Annotated in this window: 17 protein-coding genes; 12 read left to right on the top strand and 5 right to left on the bottom strand. The window is 72.2% G+C overall.

Going from position 1 to position 23,259, the window contains the following annotated elements; genetic code table 11:
* Positions 1 to 45: 45 nt before the first annotated feature.
* Together D9V36_RS13095 and D9V36_RS13090 are read right to left on the bottom strand one after the other, a co-directional pair.
* Entirely contained in the window at positions 46 to 564 is a 519-nt protein-coding gene (locus D9V36_RS13095) for a ferritin-like domain-containing protein (protein ID WP_129293930.1), read from the bottom strand.
* Positions 565 to 613: 49 nt separating this feature from the next.
* Positions 614 to 1,162: a hypothetical protein gene (locus D9V36_RS13090; protein WP_129293929.1), complete on the bottom strand. Its 549-nt coding sequence runs from the start codon at positions 1,160 to 1,162 to the stop codon at positions 614 to 616.
* Between the two features lie 159 nt (positions 1,163 to 1,321).
* Here D9V36_RS13090 and rimP point away from each other — a divergent pair, with 159 nt between their 5' ends.
* From rimP to D9V36_RS13045, 9 genes are all read left to right on the top strand, one after another.
* Positions 1,322 to 1,864: a ribosome maturation factor RimP gene (gene rimP, locus D9V36_RS13085; protein WP_129293928.1), complete on the top strand. Its 543-nt coding sequence runs from the start codon at positions 1,322 to 1,324 to the stop codon at positions 1,862 to 1,864.
* A 2-nt stretch (positions 1,865 to 1,866) separates the two neighbouring features.
* The gene (nusA, locus tag D9V36_RS13080; protein WP_129293927.1) at positions 1,867 to 2,859 is read left to right on the top strand and encodes a transcription termination factor NusA; all 993 of its coding nucleotides are present in this window, start codon (positions 1,867 to 1,869) and stop codon (positions 2,857 to 2,859) included.
* A gap of 136 nt (positions 2,860 to 2,995) precedes the next feature.
* Complete coding sequence (locus tag D9V36_RS13075) at positions 2,996 to 3,292, top strand: YlxR family protein (RefSeq protein WP_129293926.1); 297 nt, start codon at positions 2,996 to 2,998, stop codon at positions 3,290 to 3,292.
* Positions 3,293 to 3,455: 163 nt separating this feature from the next.
* Positions 3,456 to 6,572 carry a translation initiation factor IF-2 gene (infB, locus tag D9V36_RS13070; RefSeq protein WP_129293925.1) on the top strand — a complete coding sequence of 1,039 codons (3,117 nt, stop codon included), beginning with the start codon at positions 3,456 to 3,458 and terminating at the stop codon, positions 6,570 to 6,572.
* Between the two features lie 176 nt (positions 6,573 to 6,748).
* Positions 6,749 to 7,042, top strand: a complete 294-nt coding sequence (locus tag D9V36_RS13065) for a DUF503 domain-containing protein (RefSeq protein ID WP_033269483.1) — start codon at positions 6,749 to 6,751, stop codon at positions 7,040 to 7,042.
* Between the two features lie 63 nt (positions 7,043 to 7,105).
* Positions 7,106 to 7,558 carry a 30S ribosome-binding factor RbfA gene (rbfA, locus tag D9V36_RS13060; RefSeq protein ID WP_129293924.1) on the top strand — a complete coding sequence of 151 codons (453 nt, stop codon included), beginning with the start codon at positions 7,106 to 7,108 and terminating at the stop codon, positions 7,556 to 7,558.
* Positions 7,555 to 8,484 carry a tRNA pseudouridine(55) synthase TruB gene (gene truB / locus D9V36_RS13055; protein WP_129293923.1) on the top strand — a complete coding sequence of 310 codons (930 nt, stop codon included), beginning with the start codon at positions 7,555 to 7,557 and terminating at the stop codon, positions 8,482 to 8,484. The genes rbfA and truB overlap by 4 nt, the downstream gene beginning before the upstream one ends.
* 317 nt (positions 8,485 to 8,801) lie before the next feature.
* Positions 8,802 to 12,956, top strand: coding sequence for a hypothetical protein (locus D9V36_RS13050; RefSeq protein ID WP_129293922.1), 4,155 nt, complete (start codon positions 8,802 to 8,804; stop codon positions 12,954 to 12,956).
* Positions 12,957 to 13,256: 300 nt separating this feature from the next.
* Positions 13,257 to 14,222, top strand: coding sequence for a bifunctional riboflavin kinase/FAD synthetase (locus D9V36_RS13045; RefSeq protein ID WP_129293921.1), 966 nt, complete (start codon positions 13,257 to 13,259; stop codon positions 14,220 to 14,222).
* A gap of 543 nt (positions 14,223 to 14,765) precedes the next feature.
* On the opposite strand, the gene D9V36_RS13040 is transcribed toward D9V36_RS13045, so the two are convergent.
* From D9V36_RS13040 to eccE, 3 genes are all read right to left on the bottom strand, one after another.
* The gene (locus tag D9V36_RS13040; RefSeq protein WP_129293920.1) at positions 14,766 to 17,711 is read right to left on the bottom strand and encodes an SCO5717 family growth-regulating ATPase; all 2,946 of its coding nucleotides are present in this window, start codon (positions 17,709 to 17,711) and stop codon (positions 14,766 to 14,768) included.
* Between the two features lie 335 nt (positions 17,712 to 18,046).
* Positions 18,047 to 18,892 (bottom strand): hypothetical protein, encoded by an 846-nt coding sequence (locus D9V36_RS13035; protein ID WP_129293919.1) that lies wholly within the window; start codon positions 18,890 to 18,892, stop codon positions 18,047 to 18,049.
* Positions 18,892 to 20,118 (bottom strand): type VII secretion protein EccE, encoded by a 1,227-nt coding sequence (gene eccE, locus D9V36_RS13030; RefSeq protein WP_129293918.1) that lies wholly within the window; start codon positions 20,116 to 20,118, stop codon positions 18,892 to 18,894. The genes D9V36_RS13035 and eccE overlap by 1 nt, the downstream gene beginning before the upstream one ends.
* Positions 20,119 to 20,463: 345 nt before the next feature.
* Here eccE and eccB point away from each other — a divergent pair, with 345 nt between their 5' ends.
* From eccB to D9V36_RS13015, 3 genes are all read left to right on the top strand, one after another.
* Positions 20,464 to 22,083 (top strand): type VII secretion protein EccB, encoded by a 1,620-nt coding sequence (eccB, locus tag D9V36_RS13025; protein WP_129293917.1) that lies wholly within the window; start codon positions 20,464 to 20,466, stop codon positions 22,081 to 22,083.
* A gap of 384 nt (positions 22,084 to 22,467) precedes the next feature.
* The gene (locus tag D9V36_RS13020; RefSeq protein WP_129293916.1) at positions 22,468 to 22,791 is read left to right on the top strand and encodes a WXG100 family type VII secretion target; all 324 of its coding nucleotides are present in this window, start codon (positions 22,468 to 22,470) and stop codon (positions 22,789 to 22,791) included.
* 122 nt (positions 22,792 to 22,913) lie between these two features.
* Positions 22,914 to 23,207, top strand: a complete 294-nt coding sequence (locus D9V36_RS13015) for a WXG100 family type VII secretion target (protein WP_129293915.1) — start codon at positions 22,914 to 22,916, stop codon at positions 23,205 to 23,207.
* The last annotated feature ends 52 nt before the right edge of the window (positions 23,208 to 23,259 follow it).

Below are 23,259 nucleotides of genomic sequence, written 5' to 3'. Positions count from 1 at the left end.
TGAGCCGTCCCCTTCCTGGGCCGTGACCGCACCGCGGCCGGTCGTTCAGAGCGCGCCCGCGGAGGCGCTCGCGGCGCCGGAGCCGGTGGCGGCCGCGGCCCGCTCCACGAGCCCAGGGAAGGCTACGCCGCTGCCGCGCCAGCGCACCGCCCGCACCGCTGCCTCGCGCAGCGCGGCCGCCGCCTCGGTGCGCCGGGCCGTGGCGCCGGCCCGTACGAGATCCGCGTAGACGGCGGCCAGCCGGTCCTCCAGCTCCGCCGCCAGCCGGAGGGCGGCGGCCGCGTCCGGGACCGGGAAGGGCAGTTCGTAGGCGGCGGCCGCGGCACGCGGGGTACCGCCCAGGTCGCGCACCTCGCGGCGCAGTGCGTCCCGGCGCGCGCGGTGTCCGTCGTACGCCGCCTGCGCCTCCTTTCGCCGGTCGTCCGCGATCCGCCCGCCGACCACGCCGTAGCCGTAGACCGCCGCGTGTTCGGCGGCCAGCGCCGCCTGCACCGCGGTCAGCTCGTCGTTCCCGCCGTCCGCCTCCTCGCGCCCGTTCTTGCCGTGCACCGCTGTGGCCCTCATCCGCTCACCCCTTCGCCGGTCCCTGCTCCTGGCCGTACTGCCCCGCCCGTCATCCGGCCGGCTCCGTCAGCAGATAGGCATGCGCCGCACCGGCCGCCGCGACCGAGGCGAGGAGCCGGGCCAACTCCGGGGGCGCGGCGGTCAGTGCCTTGGCACGGACGTCGGCGAGCTTGCGTTCGGCGTCCGCCAGGGCGGTGCGTGCGGCCCGTTCGTCCCGGGGGACCTGGGGGCCGGAAGGACGCCGGGAGCCGTGCGGCGCGGGACCGGAAGCGGGCGCACCGGCATCGCGCGCCGGGTCGTCGTCCGCACTGCTGCCGGGGGAGGAGGCGGCCCGCTCACCGGTGAACGCCTCGGCGTGCCGGGCGACTTCCCCGCGCAGCGGGCGCAGCCGCGGCTCCAGCGCCGGATGCGCCGCCAGCGTGGCGTCGTAACGCGCCAGCAGGGTCGTGCTGTCGCGGGCGGAGCGCCGGCGCAGCCGGTCGGCGGCAAGGGAGTGTTCGGTCCGGCCGGGGCCGTCGTCCTGTGAGCAGCCGGTGAGCAGCGCCACGCCCCCGAGGGCGGCGCCGGCCAGCAGGGTCCTTCTGCGTGTGAGCGCCACTTTCGGCACGTTGCACTTCCCGGGTCTTCCGTCGTGATCACCGCAGGCGAGAGTATCCGTGACCACCCACCGAATCGTCAGTACCCCGCCGGAACCGATAGGCTTTGACCCGACACACGACCCACCCACAACAGCACACGCGGCCGAGGAGTCACCCGGATGAGCACGACCCAGAGCGAGAGGCTGCGCGGATTGCTTGAACCGCTCGTCGCCGCGCGAGACCTGGATCTGGAAGAGATCGAGGTGACACCGGCGGGCAAGCGGCGGGTGCTGAGGATCGTGGTCGATTCCGACGAGGGTGTCCAGTTGGACGAGTGTGCCGAGCTGAGCCGCGAGGTCTCCCAGGTCCTGGACGACTCCGATGTGATGGGCGGCGCCCCGTACACCCTTGAGGTGACCTCTCCCGGCGCCGACCGCCCGCTGACCGAGCTGCGGCACTACCGCCGCGCCGTCGGCCGCCTCATCAAGGCCCAACTCCACGAAGGCGGGGAGCTGGTGGCACGGATCACCGCCGTCGACGACGCCGGGCTGGACCTCGAGGTGCCAGGGGTCAAGGGCCGCAAGCCGACCACCCGCCGCGTCTCCTTCGACGAGATCGCCAAGGCGCGTGTCGAGCTGGAATTCAGCCGTAAGCCCGACAAGACAGACAAGCACGACGCGCAGCACGACGAGAAGATCGACGAGAACAAGGAGGAGGCGTAGCCGTGGATATCGACATGAGTGCCCTGCGGGGTCTGGTGCGGGAGAAGGAGATCTCGTTCGACCTGCTGGTCGAGGCGATCGAGTCGGCCCTCCTCATTGCCTACCACCGCACCGAGGGCAGCCGTCGGCGGGCGCGGGTGGAGCTGAACCGCAACACCGGCCATGTGACGGTGTGGGCGAAGGAGGACCCGGAGGACCTGGAGGAGGGCGCCGAGCCCCGCGACTTCGACGACACCCCCTCCGGTTTCGGCCGGATCGCGGCGACCACCGCCAAGCAGGTCATCCTGCAGCGGCTGCGGGACGCCGAGGAGGAGATCACCTTCGGCGAGTTCGCCGGGCGCGAGGGCGACGTCATCACCGGCGTCGTCCAGCAGGGCAAGGACCCCAAGAACGTGCTGGTGGACGTCGGCCCGATGGAGGCCATGCTGCCGGTGCAGGAGCAGGTCCCCGGTGAGGACTACACACACGGCACCCGGCTGCGCTCGTACGTCGTCCGGGTGGCCAAGGGCGTCCGCGGCCCGTCGGTGACGCTGTCGCGCACCCACCCCAATCTGGTGAAGAAGCTCTTCGCGATGGAGGTCCCGGAGATCGCGGACGGCTCGGTGGAGATCTCCGCCATCGCCCGCGAGGCCGGCCACCGCACCAAGATCGCCGTACGGTCCACCCGCTCCGGCCTGAACGCCAAGGGCGCCTGCATCGGCCCTATGGGCGGCCGGGTGCGCGCCGTGATGGCCGAGCTGCACGGCGAGAAGATCGACATCGTGGACTGGTCGGACGACCCGGCCGAGCTGGTGGCGAACGCGCTGTCGCCCGCCCGGGTCAGCAAGGTCGAGGTCGTGGACCTGGCGGCCCGCTCCGCCCGGGTCACCGTCCCCGACTACCAGCTGTCACTGGCCATCGGCAAGGAAGGGCAGAATGCCCGGCTCGCCGCCCGTCTCACGGGCTGGCGGATCGACATCCGTCCGGACACCGAGCAGCCCGCACCGCAGGACTGAGACCGTTCCACCACGGACGGTGACGCCGCGGCCCCCGAAAATCGGTGGTGCCGCGGCGCTCCGACCGGAATTCTGAGCAGCCGTTCCGCCTTTACCCCATAGGGGTCGGGCCGGCGCGGGGAGGTAGACTTAAGCAGTGTCTGGCCGGACGCATGCCCGCGCATGCCCTGAGCGCACCTGTCTGGGATGCCGGGAGCGAGCGGCCAAGGGCGATTTGCTGCGCATCACGGAGATCGAGGGTGAGTGTGTCCCCGATCCTCGCGGTACGCTGCCCGGCCGGGGTGCTTACGTGCACCCGACACTGGTCTGCCTCGACCTGGCGGTTCGCCGCCGGGCGTTCAACCGGGCCTACCGGGCCCGGGGACCGTTCGACACGACGGCGCTGCGCCGGTTCATCGAGCGGACGCCCGTCGAGCAGCCGCCGTTGCAATAACGCACAGCAGCACGAAACGCACAGCGCACGGAAAACCGTGCGGTCAGGTACCTCGCGAGTCGGAAGTAGGTCGAGATTGCGATGAGCACTCGATGAGTACGCGATGAGTACGCCCATGAAGTAGCGACGGTCCGGTGGACAACCCGGACCTAGAAGGAGCGAAGTGGCTAAGGTCCGGGTATACGAACTCGCCAAGGAGTTCGGCGTTGAGAGCAAGGTCGTCATGGCCAAGCTCCAAGAACTTGGTGAATTCGTCCGTTCGGCGTCCTCGACGATCGAGGCGCCGGTTGTTCGCAAGCTGACCGACGCTTTCCAGGCAGGCAGCGGCAATGGCCGCGCCGCCGGTAAGCCCGCGGCGCCGCGCAAGTCGGCCCCCGCAAAGCCGTCCGCGCCGTCCCCGGCGCAGGCGGCTCGTCCGGCTGCCCCGAAGCCGGGCGCCCCCAAGCCGGGCCCCGCGGCTCCGGCAGCCCCCGAGGCACCGAAGGCCCCCGAGGCCCCGGTGGCTCCCAAGAGCACTCCCGCCGCCGGCCCCACCCCGGGCCCGCGGCCCACGCCGGCCCCGAAGGCTCCGGCACCCAAGCCCGCTCCGGCCGCCCCCGCGCAGCCCGAGTTCCAGGCTCCGCCGTCCGCGCCGGCCGCTCCCGCCGCCGGCCAGTCGGCTCCCCGTCCCGGTGCCCCCGGCCCGCGTCCGGCCCGTCCGGCGTCCGGTCAGGGTGGTCAGGGCGGCCAGGGTGGTCAGGGCCGCGGTAACGCTCCGCGTCCCGGTGGCGAGCGTCCGGCCCCGCGTCCCGGCGGCCGTCCCTCCGGCCCCCGTCCGGGCAACAACCCCTTCACGTCCGGTGGCTCCACGGGCATGGCCCGTCCGCAGGCCCCCCGTCCCGGTGGCGCCCCGCGTCCCGGCGGCCAGGGCGGTCCCGGCGGTCCGCGTCCGCAGGGCGGCGGCCAGGGTGGCCCCCGTCCCCAGGGCGGCGGCCAGGGCGGCGCGCGTCCCACCCCCGGTGGTATGCCCCGTCCGCAGGGTGCCGCTCCCGGTGGCGCCCCGCGTCCCGGCGGTGGCGGCGGTAACCGCCCGAACCCGGGCATGATGCCGCAGCGTCCCGCGGCCGGCCCGCGTCCGGGCCCCGGCGGTGGCGGCGGTCGCGGTCCCGGCGGTGCCGGTCGCCCCGGTGGCGGCGGTCGTCCCGGTGGCGGCGGCGGCTTCGCCGGCCGTCCCGGTGGTGGCGGCGGCGGTCGTCCGGGTGGCGGCGGCGGTTTCGCCGGTCGTCCCGGTGGCGGCGGTCCCGGTGGTGGCGGCGGCTTCGGCGGTCGTCCCGGCTTCGCCGGCCGTCCCGGCGGTCCCGGCGGCCGTGGTGGCACGCAGGGTGCGTTCGGCCGTCCCGGCGGTCCGGCGCGCCGTGGCCGCAAGTCGAAGCGGCAGAGGCGTCAGGAGTACGAGGCCATGCAGGCCCCGTCGGTGGGCGGCATCATGCTGCCCCGCGGCAACGGCGCGACGGTTCGCCTGTCGCGTGGTGCCTCGCTGACGGACTTCGCCGAGAAGATCAACGCCAACCCGGCGTCGCTGGTCCAGGTCATGCTGAACCTCGGCGAGATGGTCACGGCGACCCAGTCGGTCTCCGACGAGACGCTGCAGCTGCTCGCCGAAGAGATGAACTACGTCGTCGAGATCGTCAGCCCGGAGGAGGAGGACCGCGAGCTGCTCGAGTCCTTCGACATCGACTTCGGTGAGAACGAGGGCGGCGAGGACATGCTCGTCGCGCGTCCGCCGGTGGTGACCGTCATGGGTCACGTCGACCACGGTAAGACCCGGCTGCTCGACGCGATCCGCAAGACGAACGTCATCGCGGGCGAGGCCGGCGGCATCACCCAGCACATCGGTGCCTACCAGGTCGCGACCGAGGTCAACGACGAAGAGCGGCGCATCACCTTCATCGACACCCCCGGTCACGAGGCGTTCACCGCCATGCGTGCCCGTGGTGCCAAGTCGACCGACATCGCGATCCTCGTGGTGGCGGCCAACGACGGTGTCATGCCGCAGACGATCGAGGCCCTGAACCACGCCAAGGCGGCCGAGGTGCCGATCGTGGTCGCGGTCAACAAGATCGACGTCGAGGGCGCCGACCCGACCAAGGTGCGCGGTCAGCTCACCGAGTTCGGTCTGGTGGCCGAGGAGTACGGCGGCGACACGATGTTCGTCGACATCTCCGCCCGTGAGGGTCTGAACATCGAGCAGCTGCTCGAGGCCGTGGTCCTGACCGCGGACGCCTCGCTCGACCTGCGCGCCAACGCGGAGCAGGACGCGCAGGGCATCGCGATCGAGGCCCACCTCGACCGCGGCCGCGGCGCCGTGGCGACCGTCCTGGTCCAGCGCGGCACGCTCCGCGTCGGCGAGACGATGGTGGTCGGCGACGCGTACGGCAGGGTCCGTGCGATGTTCGACGACAAGGGCAACAACGTCGAGGAAGCGGGTCCGTCGACCCCCGTCCTGGTCCTGGGTCTGACCAACGTCCCGGGCGCCGGCGACAACTTCCTGGTCGTCGACGAGGACCGTACGGCCCGTCAGATCGCCGAGAAGCGCGCGGCGCGCGAGCGCAACGCCGCCTTCGCCAAGCGCACCCGCCGGGTGTCCCTCGAGGACCTGGACAAGGTGCTCAAGGCCGGCGAGGTCCAGCAGCTCAACCTCATCATCAAGGGTGACGCTTCCGGTTCCGTCGAGGCCCTGGAGTCCTCGCTGCTCCAGCTCGACGTCGGCGAAGAGGTCGACATCCGGGTGCTGCACCGCGGCGTCGGTGCGGTCACGGAGACCGACATCAACCTGGCGTCCGGCTCCGACGCGATCGTCATCGGCTTCAACGTGCGCGCCGAAGGCCGTGCGACGCAGATGGCCGAGCGCGAGGGCGTCGACGTCCGGTACTACTCGGTCATCTACCAGGCGATCGAGGAGATCGAGGCGGCCCTCAAGGGCATGCTCAAGCCGGAGTACGAGGAGGTCGAGCTCGGTACCGCGGAGATCCGCGAGATCTTCCGCTCGTCCAAGCTCGGCAACATCGCGGGTGTGCTCATCCGCTCCGGCGAGGTCAAGCGCAACACCAAGGCGCGCCTCATCCGCGACGGCAAGGTGGTCGCGGAGGACCTCAACATCCAGGGTCTGCGCCGGTTCAAGGACGACGTCACCGAGATCCGCGAAGGCTTCGAGGGCGGTATCAACCTCGGAAACTTCAACGACATCAAGATCGACGACGTCATCGCGACGTACGAGATGCGCGAGAAGCCGCGCGGCTGATCGTGCAGCGGTCCGCCCGTGGCGCGGTCCACCCCGGTGGTGGCCGCGCGATGGGCGGGCGGCCGGCCGGGGCCGGTCGGCGGAGATTATTTCCGTCGATCGGCCCCGGCCGTTCCGTGTACGGTTCGAACTGAAACGGACACCTAAGGCCCCACGGGTGGCTTGACCCGTCTTGCATGTACGTAGGGACACTGTCCTTCGACCTGCTTCTCGGCGACGTACGGTCGCTGAAGGAGAAGCGCTCCGTCGTCCGCCCGATCGTCGCCGAGCTGCACCGCAAATTCGCGGTGAGCGTCGCCGAGGTCGGGGACCAGGATCTGCACCGCAGGGCCACCATCGGCCTGGCGGTGGTCTCCGGGGACACGGGGCATCTGACCGATGTCATGGACCGCTGCGAGCGCCTGGTCGCCGCACGGCCCGAAGTGGAGCTGCTGTCGGTACGCCGGCGGCTGCACGGCGACGACGACTGACCCGGACCGGGCAGGCCGCCGCCGGTGGAAGCACAATTGTGGAAGAAAGAAGGAGACGGACCAGTGGCCGACAATGCGCGGGCGAAGAAGCTGGCGGACCTCATCCGGGAGGTGGTCGCCCAGAAGCTGCAGCGCGGTATCAAGGACCCGCGGCTCGGTTCGCACGTGACCATCACGGACACCCGGGTCACCGGCGACCTGCGGGAGGCTACGGTCTTCTACACGGTCTACGGCGATGACGAGGAGCGGGCCAGCGCCGCCGCCGGGCTGGAGAGCGCCAAGGGCATCCTGCGCTCCGCGGTCGGGGCCGCGGCGGGGACGAAGTTCACGCCGACCCTGGCCTTCGTGCCGGACGCCCTGCCGGAGAACGCCAAGACGATCGACGACCTGCTCGACAAGGCCCGGGCGTCGGACGCCAAGGTGCGCGAGGTCTCCTCGGGCGCCCAGTACGCCGGCGAGGCCGACCCGTACCGCAAGCCGGGCGAGGACGACGACGAGGGCACCGCGACAGAATGAAGCGTGAGAGCAACAAGCCGGGCGGTCTCGTCATTGTCGACAAGCCGGCCGGCTTCACTTCGCATGACGTGGTGGCGAAGATGCGCGGGATGGCGCGCACCCGCCGGGTCGGGCACGCCGGCACGCTCGACCCGATGGCGACGGGCGTGCTCGTCCTGGGCATCGAGCGGGCCACCAAGCTGCTCGGCCACCTCGCGCTGACCGAGAAGGAGTACGTCGGGACGATCCGGCTCGGCCAGACGACGGTCACCGATGACGCCGAGGGCGAGATCACCGCGTCGAAGGCGGCGCACGGCCTCGCCCGCGAGGACATCGACGCGGGCGTCGGCCGGCTGTCCGGCGCGATCATGCAGGTCCCGTCGAAGGTCAGCGCCATCAAGATCAACGGCAAGCGGTCGTACTCGCGGGTCCGTGACGGCGAGGACGTGGAGATCCCGGCCCGGCCGGTCACCGTCTCCTCGTTCCTGGTGCACTCCGCGCACGAGGCCGAGGCCGAGGACGGCACCCCGGTGACCGATCTGCTGGTCTCCGTCGAGTGCTCGTCCGGTACGTACATCCGCGCCCTCGCCCGCGACCTGGGCGAAGGGCTCGGGGTCGGCGGCCATCTGACGGCGCTGCGCCGCACCCGCGTCGGCCCGTACAAGCTGGACCGGGCGCGCACCCTCGACCAGCTCCAGGCCGCCGTGGACGACACCGAGGGGGAGGGCCTGCCGGTCATGCCGCTCGGGGACGCGGCCGCCGCGGCGTTCACCCGCTGGGACGTGCCCGAGGCGCAGGCCCGGCTGCTGCTCAACGGCGCACGGATCCCGATGCCGCTGTTCGAGGGCAACGGCCCGATCGCGGCCTTCGGGCCGGACGGCCGGTTCCTCGCGCTGGTGGAGAACCAGGGCGGGAAGGCGAAGAGCCTGGCGGTGTTCGCGGTCTAGTACCGCAGTTGCCGTATCAGCCGTATCAGGGGTCGGCCAGGGGCGCCGGCGAGCAGGTACCCGTGGGGCCGGGCCCGGTGGCGCGCAGACGACGCGCTTCCGGGTCCGGCCCTTTGCGCGCTCCCGACGCTCCGGTTCTGTTGTTCCTCCCGGCCCTCCGGCGCTCGTTTCTGCGCGGGGTTCCGGCTATTCACTCATTCGGTGAGGCGCTTGAAGTGAAGCAAGGCGCGGAGGGGGGCGCGTTGCCATGGGGCACTGTCGAGACGATCACCGCCTGCTTACCGTGCGGGGGACGGCACAGGGTGAGAGGACCAGCGATGGCATTGCTGGATGCCGATGCGGACACGGCACTGGTGCGGATCCGCGATCTGGCAGGTCGGACGCGTGGTACGGGGTTTCTCGCGGACCACGACGGCACCGTGATCACCAGCCACGAAGCGGTGGACGGCGCCGCGCAACTGGTGCTGCAGCCCATGGCGGACGGCGCCGGAGGCGGCGCGGCCGGGGGCGGTGGATGGACCTGCGTGGTGGCGGCCGACGCCGTGACGCCCCTGCCGGAGGCCGGGCTCGCCCTCGTCCGGGCCAGCGGCTTCGGACCGCACCGGCTCACGCCGCTGCCCATCGCCGCGGCCCGGCCGGCCGCGGGCACCACCGCCCGGCTCTGGGCGGGCGGCTGGCTGGACGGCACGGTCGTCGGGCCGGGCTCCGGGGTGATGTACACGGCCGCCGAGCGCGTCCACCTCCTCGACGACACGCTGGAGCTCGGCCTGTGCGCCGGGGGCCGGGAGGCGCTGCGGCTGCGCGGCCTGGCGGTCGGCGGGCCGGTGCTGGACGCCCGGACCGGCGCGGTGCTCGCCGTCCTCGGCACCGCGCTGCACCCCCAGGCTCCCGGCCGCGGCCGCCCGGGCGAGAACGCCTTCGGGCGCCGGGCCGGCGGCTTCGCGATTCCGCTGCGCGCGGTCGCCGAGGCCGCACCACAGGGCGCGCTGGCCGCGCTGCTGGAGCGCAATGCGGTGACCGTCCCGGCCTACGGCAGCGAGCTGAACCCGGCCGGCGCACAGCGTCTGGCCGAGCTGTCGACGGGCTCCGCCGAGCGGCCGCGACGGCGGTGGGAGCCGGTCGAACGGCCGGAGGCGGCCGCCGAGTTCGCGCGCTTCGAGGAGGCACACGGGACGGCGGCGGCATGTGTGCTGGGGCTGGTGGGGCAGCCGGGATGCGGCCGGAGCACGGAACTGGCCGGGGTCGCGGCACGCCGGGCCCGGGGCCCCGCCCCCGCTGCGACCATCCGGCTGCGCGGCGCGGAACTGAGGCCGGACGACGACGGGGTGCGTACCGCCGTCGAACGCGCGCTGCGGTCCGCCGGCCGGAGTGTCGCCCGGGAGGGCCGTACCGCCGGTGATCCGGCGGACACCACCTCCCAGGACGTCGCGCGGGCGGCGGCCGCGGCCGGCCGTCCGCTGCTGGTGCTTCTCGACGGGCCGGAGGAGATGCCGTCGGCCCTGGCGCAGCGGGAGCGGCTGGCCGGGTGGACCGCGGCGACGGCCGACTGGCTGCGCGGTGCCGGTGTGCGGCTGCTGATCGCCTGCCGCCCCGAGTACTGGGAGCGGGCCGGTGCGCTCTTCCCGCCGGGCGTGCTGCACCGTCCGCTGCGTCCGGTGCCCGCGCTGCCCGCCTGCGTGGAGCTCGGTGACCTCACCGAGGAGGAGACGGAGCGCGCCCGTGGCCGCTACGGCCTGCCGTCCGGCGCACCGGCCGCACCGGACGCCCGCCATCCGCTGGCCCTGCGCCTGCTCGCGGAGGTCGGCGCGGCGCTCACCGAGGGGGACGGGCCCGGGCGGTGCGCCGACGGCCCGCCCGTCCTCGGCACGCCCGACCGCCACCAGATCTTCGACGCCTACCTGGACCTGGTGTGCCTGCGCATCGCCGTACGGCTCGCGGCCGGCCACCGGCCCGCGCCGCGCGGCACCGCCGTGCGCCGGCTGGCCGCCCAGGTCGCCGGGCAGGTGCACGAGGCGGCCCGCCGCTGCCTCGGCCCCGGCCCCGGCGCGCTGGACCGCACGTCCTTCGAGGAGGTGTTCCCGCGCGAGCCCGGCTGGGCCCGCGCGGTGCTCGACGAGGGGCTGTTCGTCCCGGCCGGTACCGGATTCCGCTTCGCCCACGAGGCGTTCGCGGAGTGGCTGCAGGGTGCCCATGCGGACCTCGACCTGCTGCCCGTCCCCGGACACCGCGTCGGACCTGCCGTCCAGGCACTGCTGCTGCTCGGCAGGCGCGAGGGAACGGTGCAACTGGCCTTCCGGCTGGCCGAGTTGGTGCCGATGGCGACCGCCCCCGCAGTCGCCCCCGGGACCGCCCCCGCGGCCGGTTCACCGGCGGCGCGTGCCGTGGACGGTCGCTGGTGGGCCGCTCATCTGCTGTCCGGTGTGCTGCTCCGGGTCCCCGACGCGAGGCCGTACACGGGCGTCTTGCGGCTGCTCGCCGACCGGATCACGGAACGGTCCCTCCGGGCGGGCGGCTTCGTGCAGACGGGGCTGGAGGCCTTCGGGCCGTGGTTCTGGGAGCGGTTGGCGCTGGCCGACGAGGACCGGATGGATCTGCTGCGCCGCCTGCTGCCGGCCGATGGGCCGCCGTGCGGGGCGGGGCGGAGGGCGGCCGACGCGGAGCGGCACGCGGGGGCGGATCCGGGGGCGCAGGCGGGGGCGGGGGCCGCGGGAGCTGTGCCCTCCGGGGCGGTGTCGCGGGCCGGGCGGCCGTCGGGGGCGTCGGGGCCCGGTTCCTCATCGCTGCCCGACCGGTTGACGTCGTCCGGCCCGTCGCCTTCGCCTGGTTCATCCTCGCCGCCTGGTCCGTCCGCGTCGTGCGGTCCGTTCGCCTCGTCCGGTCCGTCCTCATGGTCCGAACGGTTGCCGTCGTCGCGCCCGCCGGGGCCGTCCGATCCCGAGCCGGGGCATCCGTCGTCCCCCGCCGTATCCGCCGACGGCCCGGGGAACGGCCACCGTTTCGCGCCGCCGCCGCGGGTACGCGTCCACCCCGCCGACGACCCGGCGTCCGACCGGAACGGCGACGGCCGGCCGGGCATTACCGGCGGTCCGCGCTCCGCCCCCGCCCCGGCGGACAGCGGCGGCACCGCGTCCGCAGCGGTCCCCGCACCCCGGACCCGGCCCGCCGCGGCACGCTCGCCCCGGTTTCTCGATGCCGCGGCCGCACTGCTGTCTGCGGATCCGCAGCGGATGCAGCCGTTGCTGTGCGCCTGGTTCGACGACACCCGCCCGCTGCAACGCCCCGGCGCCGCGGACGGCGGCCCGGCCCACCCCGTAGAGGCCCTGCCCGGCGGGATCACCGTGGCCACCGCGGCGCAGGCGCTGCTGCACACCCATCGCCACCGGGCGCTCGACGCCCTCACAGAGGCGCTGGTGCAGGCCGCGCACCCCAGGGGTGACGAGCTGATGGACGCGCTGGCCGAGGACGAGCCGGCCGCGGTGTGCCGCGCCGTGGACCGGTGGGCGCACGACGCGCGCCCCGAGCGGCGGGCCGCCGCCGTGTCGTACGGCCTGCGGGCCGCCCGGCACGTGACCGCCGGAGCCGACCGCGCCCTGCTGCGCTACGCCGCGCTCTGCCTTCTCGCCCGGAGCGCCGACAGCGCCCACCACGGCTCTGCGCTGGCGCTCCTGATGGGCGACCCGGCCACCCGCTCCCGCTTCCTGGACCGGGCGCTGGCCCGCTTTGTCGCGGGGGACCCGCAGCTGCCGCCCACGGTGTTCACGGCCGCCCTCGCCGACCACCCCGAACCGGTGCTGACCGCCTTCCGGGCCCGGCTGATCGGCGGCGCGGGGCCACCGGTGGCGTCCGCCCTGCTGCGCATGCTCGCCCGCACCGATGCGCCGGACCTCGTCGCCCGCGTCGCCGACCTCGTCCGTGACTGTGCCCGGCACTGCCCGGAGCGTGCCGCGCGACCGGTCGCGGAGTTCGTCGACCGCCGCCTCGAACGGGGCCCGGCCGCCCGCGCCGCGCTCCGCCCGCTCGCCGTGGAGCTGCTGACCGGCTCCCCTGTGGCGGTCCGGTGCGCGCTCGCGGCCGTGGTGGCCGAGACCGGGCGTGGCGACTCGGTTGCGCTGCGCCGTGAACTGCTCGATGCGCTGCTGGCGCAGGAGGCCTCGTACGTGGCGCCGCACCGCGCCCACGAGGAGAGCGGAGGCCGGGACACCCGTGTGCTGGAAGCGCTGCTGGAAGCCGCGGCCGAAGGCGCGGAGCGGCGGCCGGCGGAGCGCACCAGGGAGCTGGTGCACCGCACCGGGATGCTGCTGGTGCGCACGCCGCAGGGCGCGGCGTGCTTCGACCGGCGACTGGTGGAACTGGGGCGGCGGCTGCCGGGTTTCGCACGACGGGTGCAGGACTGGGTGACGGAGGAGCCGGGGGAGTGGGCGGCAGTGGTGGGCCCCGGCGCCCGTGCCACGCTCGCCGGGGCTCACAGCTGACGGACAGGGGCCGTCGGGGCGCGCCAAGGAGCGCCGGGGGCACATAAGCGGCCGGGGGCACGTAGCGGACTTCCGGGGCGTGAAAGGGCGCTGTGGAGGCCGGTGCCGGACCGGCCGGCCCGGGGAGAGCCCTCCGTGTCCAGCGGGACCGTCCGTGGGATCAGGGTCGGACGGGGGCCGGGACGGGTGCCCTGAGCCACCCTTCGCGCGGAGCATCACCCGCGGCATGGCAGTCTTAGACCTGCGCCATGCCGAATTGGCGCAATGGACGGACAAGGGTTCGGGCGAGGAGCGGGCACTGTGCAGCGCTGGCGTGGCTTGGAGGACATCCCCGAGGGCTGGGGACGCAGCGTCGTCACCATCGGCTCCTACGACGGAGTGCACCGCGGCCACCAACTGATCATCGGTAAGGCCGTCGCGCGCGCCCGTGAGCTGGGGATCCCCGCGGTGGTCGTCACCTTCGACCCGCACCCGAGCGAGGTCGTGCGGCCCGGTACCCACCCGCCGCTGCTGGCGCCGCACGACCGGCGTGCGGAGCTGATGGCCGGTCTGGGGGTGGACGCGGTGCTCATCCTCCCGTTCACCAAGGAGTTCTCGAAGCTGGCGCCGGCCGATTTCGTGGTCAAGGTGCTGGTCGACAAGCTACACGCCCAGGTCGTCGTCGAGGGCCCCAACTTCCGCTTCGGGCACAAGGCGACCGGCAATGTCGCGACGCTCGCGGAGCTCGGGACCACCTACGACTACACCGTGGAGGTCATCGACCTCTATGAGCGCGGCACGGCGGGCGGCGGCGAGCCGTTCTCCTCCACGCTCACCCGCCGCCTGGTCGCCGAGGGCGATGTGGCCGGCGCGATGGAGGTCCTCGGACGGCCGCACCGGGTCGAGGGCGTCGTCGTACGCGGTGCCCAGCGCGGCCGTGAACTGGGCTTCCCGACGGCCAATGTGGAGACCCTGCCGCACACCGCGATCCCGGCCGACGGCGTCTACGCCGGCCTGCTGCAGGTCGAGGGTGAGGCGATGCCGGCGGCCATCTCGGTCGGCACCAACCCGCAGTTCGACGGCACGGCCCGGACCGTCGAGGCGTACGCCATCGACCGTGTCGGCCTGGATCTGTACGGGCTGCACGTCGGGGTGGACTTCGTCGCCTACATCCGCGGCCAGGAGAAGTTCGACACGCTCGACGCGCTGCTGGAGCGGATGGCGGTCGATGTGAAGCTGGCTCGGGGCTTGATCGCGAAGGCCGAGGCGGAGGCGGAGGCGGGCTGAGGCTTCGCGCTTCGCGTGTTTCTTGCCTTTGGGGCTGGGCGTTCTTCTGTCGGGTTAGCCCGCTGCCGGGTTTTCCCTGCCCTGGGGTTTTTCTTCGCTGCCCGGTCCTTTCCCCCGTCCCTCCCCGGCCCTCCCCGTCCCCCAGTTCCCCCCAGGGTCCCCCCCCGTATTTCCCCCCCCGGTCAGTTATTTCCCCGCCGCCCACCCCCCTTCGGGGGGTGGGCGGGTGTGGAGGTGCGGTATCGCCGCCTCGGGGCTGGCCGGGTGCGGAGGTGGGGGGGGGGGGTATCGCCGCCTCGGGTTGGCCGGGTGCAGAGGTGCGGCATCGCCACCTCAGGATTGGCGGTGTGGACGTGCGCTGTCGCCACCTCGGGGTTGAACACCGTGGAGATGCGGTGTCGCCAACTCGGCTGGTTCCAGGCGTAGTTCGGCCGATAAGGGTTCACTCGTCCGAGGGACGACATGCTACGGGGCGGGGCCCGGCATCTCGCTGATGCCGGGCCCCGCCCCGTAGTGCGCTATGGCCGTACCGCTATGCCCGCCTCACTGCGGAGGCGGCTGCTGCTGCCATCCCGGCGCCAGGCCGGGGTGTTCCGGCTGCGGTGCGTCCGGAGCGGGCTGTTGCTGCTGCCAGTGGGCCGGCGGCTGGGCGGGCTGCTGGGCGGGCTGCTGGGTCCAGCCGCCCTGCGGCTGGCTGTAACCGGTCGGCGGCGGTGGCGGTGTGCCCTGCTGCGGCTGCTGTTGTGGCTGGCCCTGCTGGGCGTACTGCTGCTGGGCGTAGGGGTCGCCGCCCATCTGCTGCTGCGGGTACATCCCCGCCGCCTGCTGCGCCCGCGTGAAGTCCTCGGCCACCAGGGCGGAGAGGTTGAAGTACGCCTCACGGGTCTTGGGCCGCATCATGTCCAGGTCGACCTCGGCACCGGCGGCGAGATGTTCGTCGAAGGGGACGACCACCACACCGCGGCAGCGGGTCTCGAAGTGCGACACGATGTCATCGATCTTGATCATCTTGCCGGTCTCGCGGACACCCGAGATGACCGTGATACCCCGCTGCACCAGGTCGGCGTAGCCGTGCGCGGACAGCCAGTCCAGGGTGGTGCTCGCGCTGCTCGCACCGTCCACGGACGGGGTGGAGATGATGATCAACTGGTCGGCGAGGTCGAGCACTCCGCGCATCGCGCTGTAGAGCAGACCGGTACCCGAGTCGGTGAGGATGATCGGGTACTGCTTGCCCAGGACGTCGATCGCCCGGCGGTAGTCCTCGTCGTTGAACGTCGTGGAGACCGCGGGGTCCACGTCGTTGGCGAGGATCTCCAGGCCCGAGGGGGCCTGCGAGGTGAACCGGCGGATGTCCATGTAGCTGTGCAGGTTGGGGATCTCACCCACCAGGTCACGGATGGTCGCACCGGTCTCGCGCCGCACCCGTCGGCCGAGCGTGCCGGCGTCCGGGTTGGCGTCGATCGCCAGGATCTTGTCCTGCCGCTCGGACGCGAGGGTGGAGCCGAGTGCGGTCGTCGTGGTGGTCTTGCCGACACCGCCCTTGAGGCTGATCACCGCGATCCGGTAGCAGGACATCACCGGCGTACGGATCAGCTCCAGCTTGCGCTGGCGCTCCGCCTCCTCCTTCTTCGCGCCCAGCTTGAACTTGGACGGCTGGGCGTTGGCGCCCGGCTTGCGCTTCTTGGGCTGGTTGCGCAGCAGCCGGTCGGAGGTCAGCTCCACCGCGGCGCTGTAGCCGAGCGGCGCACCGGGAGCGGCCCGCTGCTGCGGCTGCTGCTGACCCGGCTGCGAGTACGACGCGTAGTTCGCAGCCGCGTTGGGGTCGCCGGCCTGCTGACCGGGGAGTGGCTGGTAGGCCTGTTGGGGCTGCTGGCCCTGATGAGCTTGCTGTGCCTGCTGGGGCTGCTGCGCCTGCTGGGGCTGTTGAGCGTGCTGCTGTGCCTGCTGCTGTGCCTGCTGCTGGGCCTGTTGCGCCTGCTGGGCGGCCTGAGCCTGCTGTGCCTGCTGAGCTTGCTGCGCCTGGGCTTGTGCTGCCTGGGCCTGCGCCGCCTGCTGCTGGCCGTAGTAGGCCTGTGCCTGCTGCGGGTACTGGCCCTGCTGCGGGTAGCCCTGTGCCTGCTGGGGGTACTGGCCCTGCTGTGGGTAGCCCTGCGCACCGGTCTGCGGATAGCCGTAACCGGACTGCTGCGACGCTGCGTGCTGCTGCGACTGGCCCTGCTGGGGGTAGCTGTAACCGGTCTGCGGATAGCCGTACGCGGGCGGCTGCTGGCCGGGGATGCCCTGCTGCTGTTGCGGGTAGCCACCGTGCTGTGCGGGCTGTCCCTGCGGATAGCCGGCCTGCGGCTGCTGCGGCTGATGCGCCTGCTGTTGCTGCTGAGCCTGTGCCTGCTGTTGGCCCTGCTGGGGCTGTTGGGCCTGCTGGGCTGCCTGCGCCTGCGCCTGCGCCATCCGCGGGTCCGCCGGCTGGAACTCCGCCGGCAGCGGCGGCAGAGCACCCTGCCCGGGCACGGCCTGCTGCCGGCCGTCGGCCGCGGCGCCCCACGGAGCACCCTGCTGAGGTACCCCTTGCTGAGGCACGCCCTGTGGAGCCGTCTGCTGCGGCATGCCCTGCTGGGGCGTGACCTGTTGGGGCTGCGGCTGCGGCTGCGGCTGGGCCGGTGCGGGCTGTCCGCCCTGCGGCGTGGCGGGGCCCTGTGGAGTGGCTTCGGGGCCCTGCGGTGTTGCCTCGGGGGAGGGCTGGGCAGGCGTGACCGCCTCCGGGGCCGGAGCTCCGCCCTCGGCGGCGAACGGCGGCTGCGCGGCCTCGGGCTGCGGTACCGCGGTGGGTGCGGCCTCCGGTGCCACCGCGGGAGCGGCGTCGGCCTCGGGCGTTGGCTCGGCTTCGGGCTTGGCCTCGGGCTCGGACGTGCCCGACGCATCCGGTGCGTCGTCATCGTCGTCGCCCCAGAGGGAAATCGACGGGTCGACACCCGTGCCCGAGCGGCGATTGCCGGCGTCCGCACCGTCTTCCGCGGCCGGTGTGGACTCCGCGGCCGGTGCGGCCTCCGGGGTCGGCTCGGAGCCGGGAGTGGCGGTGGCCGGTGCGTCGCTGCCGGCGGCCGGTGCGTCATTGCCGGTGCCCTGCGGGCGCAGGGTCGGGAAGCTCGGCGGGGAGGCTTCCACGGGCGGCGGGGCCGCCGGTACACCCTGCGGCGGAATCCCGGGCGCACCCTGCTGCGGGGACATTCCGGGCGCCCCCTGGGCAGGCCCGGGCAGCGGCTGGCCGGTGGGCGGGCCGAGCGGGGGCTGGGCGGCGGCGGGCGGAGCGGTGGGCGAAGACGCAGGAGGGGTCGCGGGGGAGGCGGCACTCGCGCCCCCACCACTGGTGTCGTTGCTCGCGTACCAGGCCGGTGCGGCGAAATCGATCTTGAACTCACCGGTCAGGTCGAACTCGGACTGGTCGTCGTCAGGATCGTTTCCGTCCGGACGGAAAGCCTCCTGCTCGTTCACTGTGCCTCCTGGTGTACTGCAACGCACCTGAACGGCAGGACCGGATACAGGCGGATCGATCGGATGTAGCGGAAGTCGGAACACACCACCCGGGGTTGCGCCAACACTAACTGTCTCCGTCCCCGTTTCGACTGCCGTCGTGCTGTGCTCCTGCGGCTCTCCTGTACAGCCTAATCAAGACTCGGCCCATAGCGGCAGTCGGTGCCATACCGTCTTGGGGCCCCTCGGCACGCTGACGGGCGCACCCGTGGGTGCGCCCGTCACGCCGCGCCTGCGGCCTGTGGTGTACGTGCGGTGCGCGGTGCCCCGGAGGGGCAACCGGCCCGCGGGGACGGTCAGTCCATCCGGCGCGGGCCGCCGAGCAGGTTGGTCTCCGCTTCCGTGGGCTGGGTCATGACGAACTGATGGCCGTCGCGCGAACACCACAGCATGGCGTTGTCGCTGAGCGTCGGCAGTACCGCGCCGACCTGCTCGGGCAGCCGCATGATTCGCGTCACAACCTCGGTCTCCTCGGGCGAAAGCCGCTGCAGACCGACCAGATCGGCACGGCTGAGCATCTGCGGCGACCGCGGCCCGAGGAAGGGCAGCACGGTCAGCACGGACTGCCAGGGGCTCGGGGCCAGCTGATTGCGCGGCGGCCGGGCACCCATGTCCCGTACGACCAGCACCGGGCTGGAGACCGACGGCCCCTGGGGCGCGATCTGGCGCACATCGTGGACGGAGACGCACTGCTGCCCGCCGCCCGCGGCCTGCGCCATCTGCCCCCAGGCCGGCGGCCGCGCCGTCTCGACCGCGACCCGCGCGCCGGTGGCGACCGTGCGCAGCGCCAGCACCTGCGCCATCCACATGCTGCCGACCAGCGCGATCTCCATGGGCGCCGGTCGCAGCAGGCTCAGCACGGCGGGCTGGTTCTGCGGGTCGATGCCGATGATCACGCCGTCGTCACCGACCGGCAGGGTCAGCGAGGCGAGCGATTCCGCGGTCAGGATGTGCGGGCTGCGCCGCGGGCCGCGCAGGCCGAAACCGGGCCGGGGCTTGGGGCCGTTCGGACCCGACTGCCCCTCGTCCGGGCGCGGCTGGTGCGAGAGGCGGCCGCCGCCGGTGCCGCCGCCCGCGACCGGGGGATTGCGCCAGCCGTTGCCGCTGGTGTTGACGCGGGGCTGATAGGTGGGAGAGGCCATCAGCGGGTACCTCCGAGGGGAAGCGTGGCCAGCAGGCCGGGCAGCTGTTCCCGGTCGAGCCGTACGAGCCCGACCTTCACGGAACCGGAACGGCGCTCCAACTCGCTCTGTGCGGCGGAGAGTTCGTTCTCACTGCGGGTGGAAAGACGGACGTAACCCGAGATGGCCGGGGCGCGGCCACCGCCGTGCGTGGCGGTCAGTGTGAAGGTGCTGGCCATCGCCCTGGTGCTGGTCAGCAGCTGGGTGATGGCCGCCAACGGGGCGCCGCCCTCTCCCAGTTGGGGCCAGCGGCCGATCCAGTAGGTGGTGTGCCAGCGGTCGTCGCAGCGCATCGCCCGGGTCGTCTCCTGGGTGCGGCGGGCCGCCCGGCCGTCGCGTCCCATCGCCCCGTTGGCGGCCCGCGGGCTGACGCACACCGCGGTGCCGATCGCGGCCACGACCTCCCGCTCGGCGAGCACCTTGGCGCGTACGCCGTGTGCGGTCAGCCGGCTGACGAGCTGGTCGGCGGCGCGCAGCAGTGAACGCTTGGCGCCCTCCATCCCGCCGCCGCGGGCCTCGATGGCCTCCGAGCACAGCTCGGGGTCGAGCTTGAGGGCGATCCAGGTCAGCTGCAGTGCCGGTGTCTGTGACTGGGCCTGCAGCGGCGCGTACGAGCGGGCCGCGACGGCCTGTTCGGGCAGGTGCGGCGCCGGAGCGGGCTGGCTGTACTGGACGAACTGCACCGATTCGAGGTGGATGTCCTCGATGTCGAGCGCGGTGTGCAGCACGTCGAGCGGCAGCATGTGGCTGCCGCGCTGCGGCCGCAGCGGCTCGTCACGGGCGTCCACCTGGACGAGGGCCGTCAGGAACGTCCCGTCACCGACGAACCCGATGGCGCGCTGGTCCGATTCGGTGGTGAACTCGTAGGTCCGCAGGGCCGGTTCGCACTCCACCACGGGTGCGAAGGCGGGGTCCACGCCCTGCGTCGCCGCGAGCGCGGAGTTGCTGTCCTTGCCGCGGCGCTTCATCGCGCGCACCGTCGTGATCCATTCCGGCAGCGGAATCCTCCGCCGCCGGCCGAGCGCGAAAATGACCAGAACAGTCGCGATCACAATGGCCGCGGTCAGTGCGGCCGGGTGGATCGTCCAGCCCACCAGCACCAGCGCCGCGGCGAGTTCGATGATGGCCAGCTGCTGGACGCGCACTCCGCCGATGGTTCCGGCCTGTTGGCGCAGCCGCGGTGCCACCGGACCGGCCGGACGGGCCGCGGAATCCCCGCCGCCATTTCCTCTGTTGCCCGAAGCTGTGCCGTTTTGGTCAGCATTTCCCGCGTATTGCGGGGCAGCGGAAGGCTGTTGCTGCTGTTGCCGCCCATTGCGGCGTCGAGCCCTGGTGGCGCTGGACATCCCCCGGCCTGCTCCTCTACTGGTGGTGTGGCCTCTGGACGCGTCGGTCGCCCGCTGAGACTGGTGCGTTGGAAGGTGGCACCCGTACCGTACGGCTCGATCGACACACGGCATAGTAGAGGGCGCTACGGCGTGAGTGCCGGGGGCGGTCGAGGTGGATCCGACAGGCGGGGAGAGAAAGCAACAATGGCATCACGTCGGGACGAGCTGAATGCGTATTCGTTTGCTCGAAAGCGTACGAATGCGGCATTTCTGAAGCCGCTGCCGAACGGATCGATCGAGAGTGCCCCCAAGCCGCTCAAGGCGGTGGTGCCGAGTATCGTCATGGGTGTCGTGATGCTCGTGGGATTCGGCGCGTGCGGCATTCTCAAGCCGGTTGCGCCGCAGGGCTGGGACGACGTCGGCAAGAATGTCGTCGTCGGGGACGAATCCACCACGCGTTACATCGTCCTGGAAAGCCACCACCAGAAACTGCTGCATCCCATCCTCAATCTCGCCTCCGCCCGGCTTCTTATCGACCCGAACTTCAAAGTCGTCAAGGTCAAGGAATCCGAGCTGGACGGAAAGCTTCCGCACGGGCCCGCCCTCGGCATTCCGTACGCGCCCGACCGGCTGCCCGGCACCAAGGACGCCGACAAGCCGAAGACCTGGGCGGTGTGCAACCGCCCTGGCGCCAGCGTGAACGCCAAGCCGCAGCAGGCCGTCTTCGTGCTGGCCGGCAAGGACAAGAAGCTCGTCGAGGGCAAGGGCAAGCTCGACGTCCATCAGGCCCTGTACGTCGAGGACCCCCAGGGCAAGAGGTGGCTGGTCGACAACAACGGCATGGCCTTCGGGTTCAACTCGACCCGTATGGGCGGGTGGGCCGGCAGCAGGGCGGACGGCGATGCCCTGCTCCGCCGTATCGTCTTCGGCCCCAACACCCAGCCGCAGAAGGTGTCGCAGCAGTACATGGACACCCTCCTCACCCTCCCGGACCAGCTGTCCATCAGCATGCCCGTGGTCGAGCAGGCGGGAACGCTGACCGACGCTCCGAAGGTCCCGGAGAAGGGCAAGCGGGTCGGCTCGATCCTCGAGGACACCGACGGCCACAAGTACGTCGTGGAGAAGGACGGCGTCGAGCAGGTGACGAACTTCGTCGCCAGGCTCCTGGAGCAGGGCTCGAACGCGAGGAAGCTGCACTCCGACGGTTCGCCGATCGTCCCCGTACCCGTCGCCGCCAGCAGCATCTCCCCGAAGAAGGACGACGCGGGGAACCTGACGACGTTCCTGGGCAAGACGTTCGGCGACTTCGATTCGCCGTGGCCGAAGGAGGCGGTCTCCCCGGCCAACAACTTCGCCTCCCAGAACGGCGGGCTGGTCACGCCCACGCGCAGCGGCGTGTCCTGCAGTGTCTACAACGGCACCAACAACAAGTACCCGGGAGGCGAGGAGAAGCAGCTCGGCTACCCGAACGGGGTGCCGGACATGCAGACCTGGGTCGGCAAGGACTACCCGGCCAAGCTCGCCAGCGGCGCCAGCTCGTACGTCACCCCCGGCAGCGGCCTGCTGTACACGGAGGTGCCCACTCCCCAGGCGAAGAGCGGCAGCCTTTTCCTGGCCACCGACACGGGGCTGCGCTACGCCGTTCCGCGGAACAACGACGGCGGGGGCAAGGCCGGCACCGACAAGCAGGAAGTCGACCAGTCGATGCTTCACCTCGGCTACGGGGGCACACACCCGCCGCTGGTTCTGAAGGCCTGGTCCACCCTGCTCTCCGAGGGGCCGGCGCTGGACATCCGCAGCGCCAAGAAGCCGCAGTCGTCCTGAGGCGCCAGGTCCTGAGGGCCCGAGGTTCTGAGCGGCACGAGGCCCGCGCCGGTTCCGTACGGGAATCGGCGCGGACTTCGGCGTCCGTATTCCGTGCACCGTAGAATTCACCGCGATCGCCGCGGCCTTCCGGTGCGATCTTCGTTACTGCCGTACGCCCGGACCTGACCGATAGCATCGCTTTCGTCCGGTTCTTTTGAACGGCGTTTCCATGGCGGTCAGTTGGCGATGTTGAGATCCCGTCACAAGAACCCTCCCCCTGTTGGGAACGGGCATATGGAGTGGTTAAAGTAGCCAAAGGCGTCAGCAGGAGATGCCTACCGCGCGAGCGCCTGTGGCGGCATGCCGCGGTACGACGTACAAGTCTCATGGGGGACGTTGACTATGGCTGGTCAGCAGTACACAACCACCGAGGAGGAGATGGTCGCGTTCAGCGGCAAGATCTCCTCGGTCAACCAGTCGATCCAGGGCGAGATCTCGCGCCTGAACACGGTCGTCGACACCATCACGTCTGGTTGGAAGGGTGCTGCGGCCTCCTCGTACAACCGGCTCCAGTCCCAGGTGAACGAGGACGCCACCCGTCTCAACCAGCTCCTGGCTGAGATCAAGGAAGCGATCGACGCGACCACGAAGAACTACTCCGCCTCGGAAGAGGAGCAGGCCCAGTCGATCTCGCACATCTCCGCCTCGAATTCCCCGTTCGGGTGATGGGGCCGCGTCGCTGACCGCGGCGCGACGGCTCAGCCGCCACAGCCCGGTTCGCCGGTTCGTCCGCCGGCCCGCTGTGGCATGTGCATCGACCAGGCTTCATCAACTCCTGAGGAGACACCATGTCAGGCCAGATCCTCGTTAATTTCGCGACGATCTCGCAGGCCAGTTCCGACGTGCGCGGTACGGCCAACAACATCCGCCAGCAGCTCGACGACCTCGAGGCGGGCGTCAAGAAGATCGCCGCCAGCTGGGAAGGTGCGGCGCAGGAGGGCTACCAGGCCCGCCAGCGCGAGTGGGACCAGCGCGCGGCCTCCCTGCACTCGACGCTTGAGTCCATCGCCAAGGCGCTGGACCAGGCCGCCCAGAACTACCAGGCCACCGAGCACAAGAACTCCGGTATCTGGGCGGGCTGACCTCACGGCAGCAACGGTACGGATAGCGACCGGCTGAGCAGCCCGAAGGCTG

The sequence above is a fragment of the Streptomyces lydicus genome (genome assembly GCF_004125265.1).
Classification (GTDB): Bacteria; Actinomycetota; Actinomycetes; order Streptomycetales; family Streptomycetaceae; genus Streptomyces; species Streptomyces lydicus_C.
Note: the sequence above shows the minus strand (reverse complement) of the source record. Positions and strands in the feature narration are given on the sequence as shown.

What these genes read in the sequence shown, in the direction of transcription:
- D9V36_RS13095 (WP_129293930.1), bottom strand. Translation starts at nt 564, where the DNA reads ATGAGGGCCACAGCGGTGCACGGCAAGAACGGGCGCGAGGAGGCGGAC.
- rimP (WP_129293928.1), top strand. Translation starts at nt 1,322, where the DNA reads ATGAGCACGACCCAGAGCGAGAGGCTGCGCGGATTGCTTGAACCGCTC.
- D9V36_RS13065 (WP_033269483.1), top strand. Translation starts at nt 6,749, where the DNA reads ATGTACGTAGGGACACTGTCCTTCGACCTGCTTCTCGGCGACGTACGG.
- truB (WP_129293923.1), top strand. Translation starts at nt 7,555, where the DNA reads ATGAAGCGTGAGAGCAACAAGCCGGGCGGTCTCGTCATTGTCGACAAG.
- D9V36_RS13050 (WP_129293922.1), top strand. Translation starts at nt 8,802, where the DNA reads ATGGCATTGCTGGATGCCGATGCGGACACGGCACTGGTGCGGATCCGC.
- D9V36_RS13035 (WP_129293919.1), bottom strand. Translation starts at nt 18,892, where the DNA reads ATGGCCTCTCCCACCTATCAGCCCCGCGTCAACACCAGCGGCAACGGC.
- eccB (WP_129293917.1), top strand. Translation starts at nt 20,464, where the DNA reads ATGGCATCACGTCGGGACGAGCTGAATGCGTATTCGTTTGCTCGAAAG.
- D9V36_RS13020 (WP_129293916.1), top strand. Translation starts at nt 22,468, where the DNA reads ATGGCTGGTCAGCAGTACACAACCACCGAGGAGGAGATGGTCGCGTTC.
- D9V36_RS13015 (WP_129293915.1), top strand. Translation starts at nt 22,914, where the DNA reads ATGTCAGGCCAGATCCTCGTTAATTTCGCGACGATCTCGCAGGCCAGT.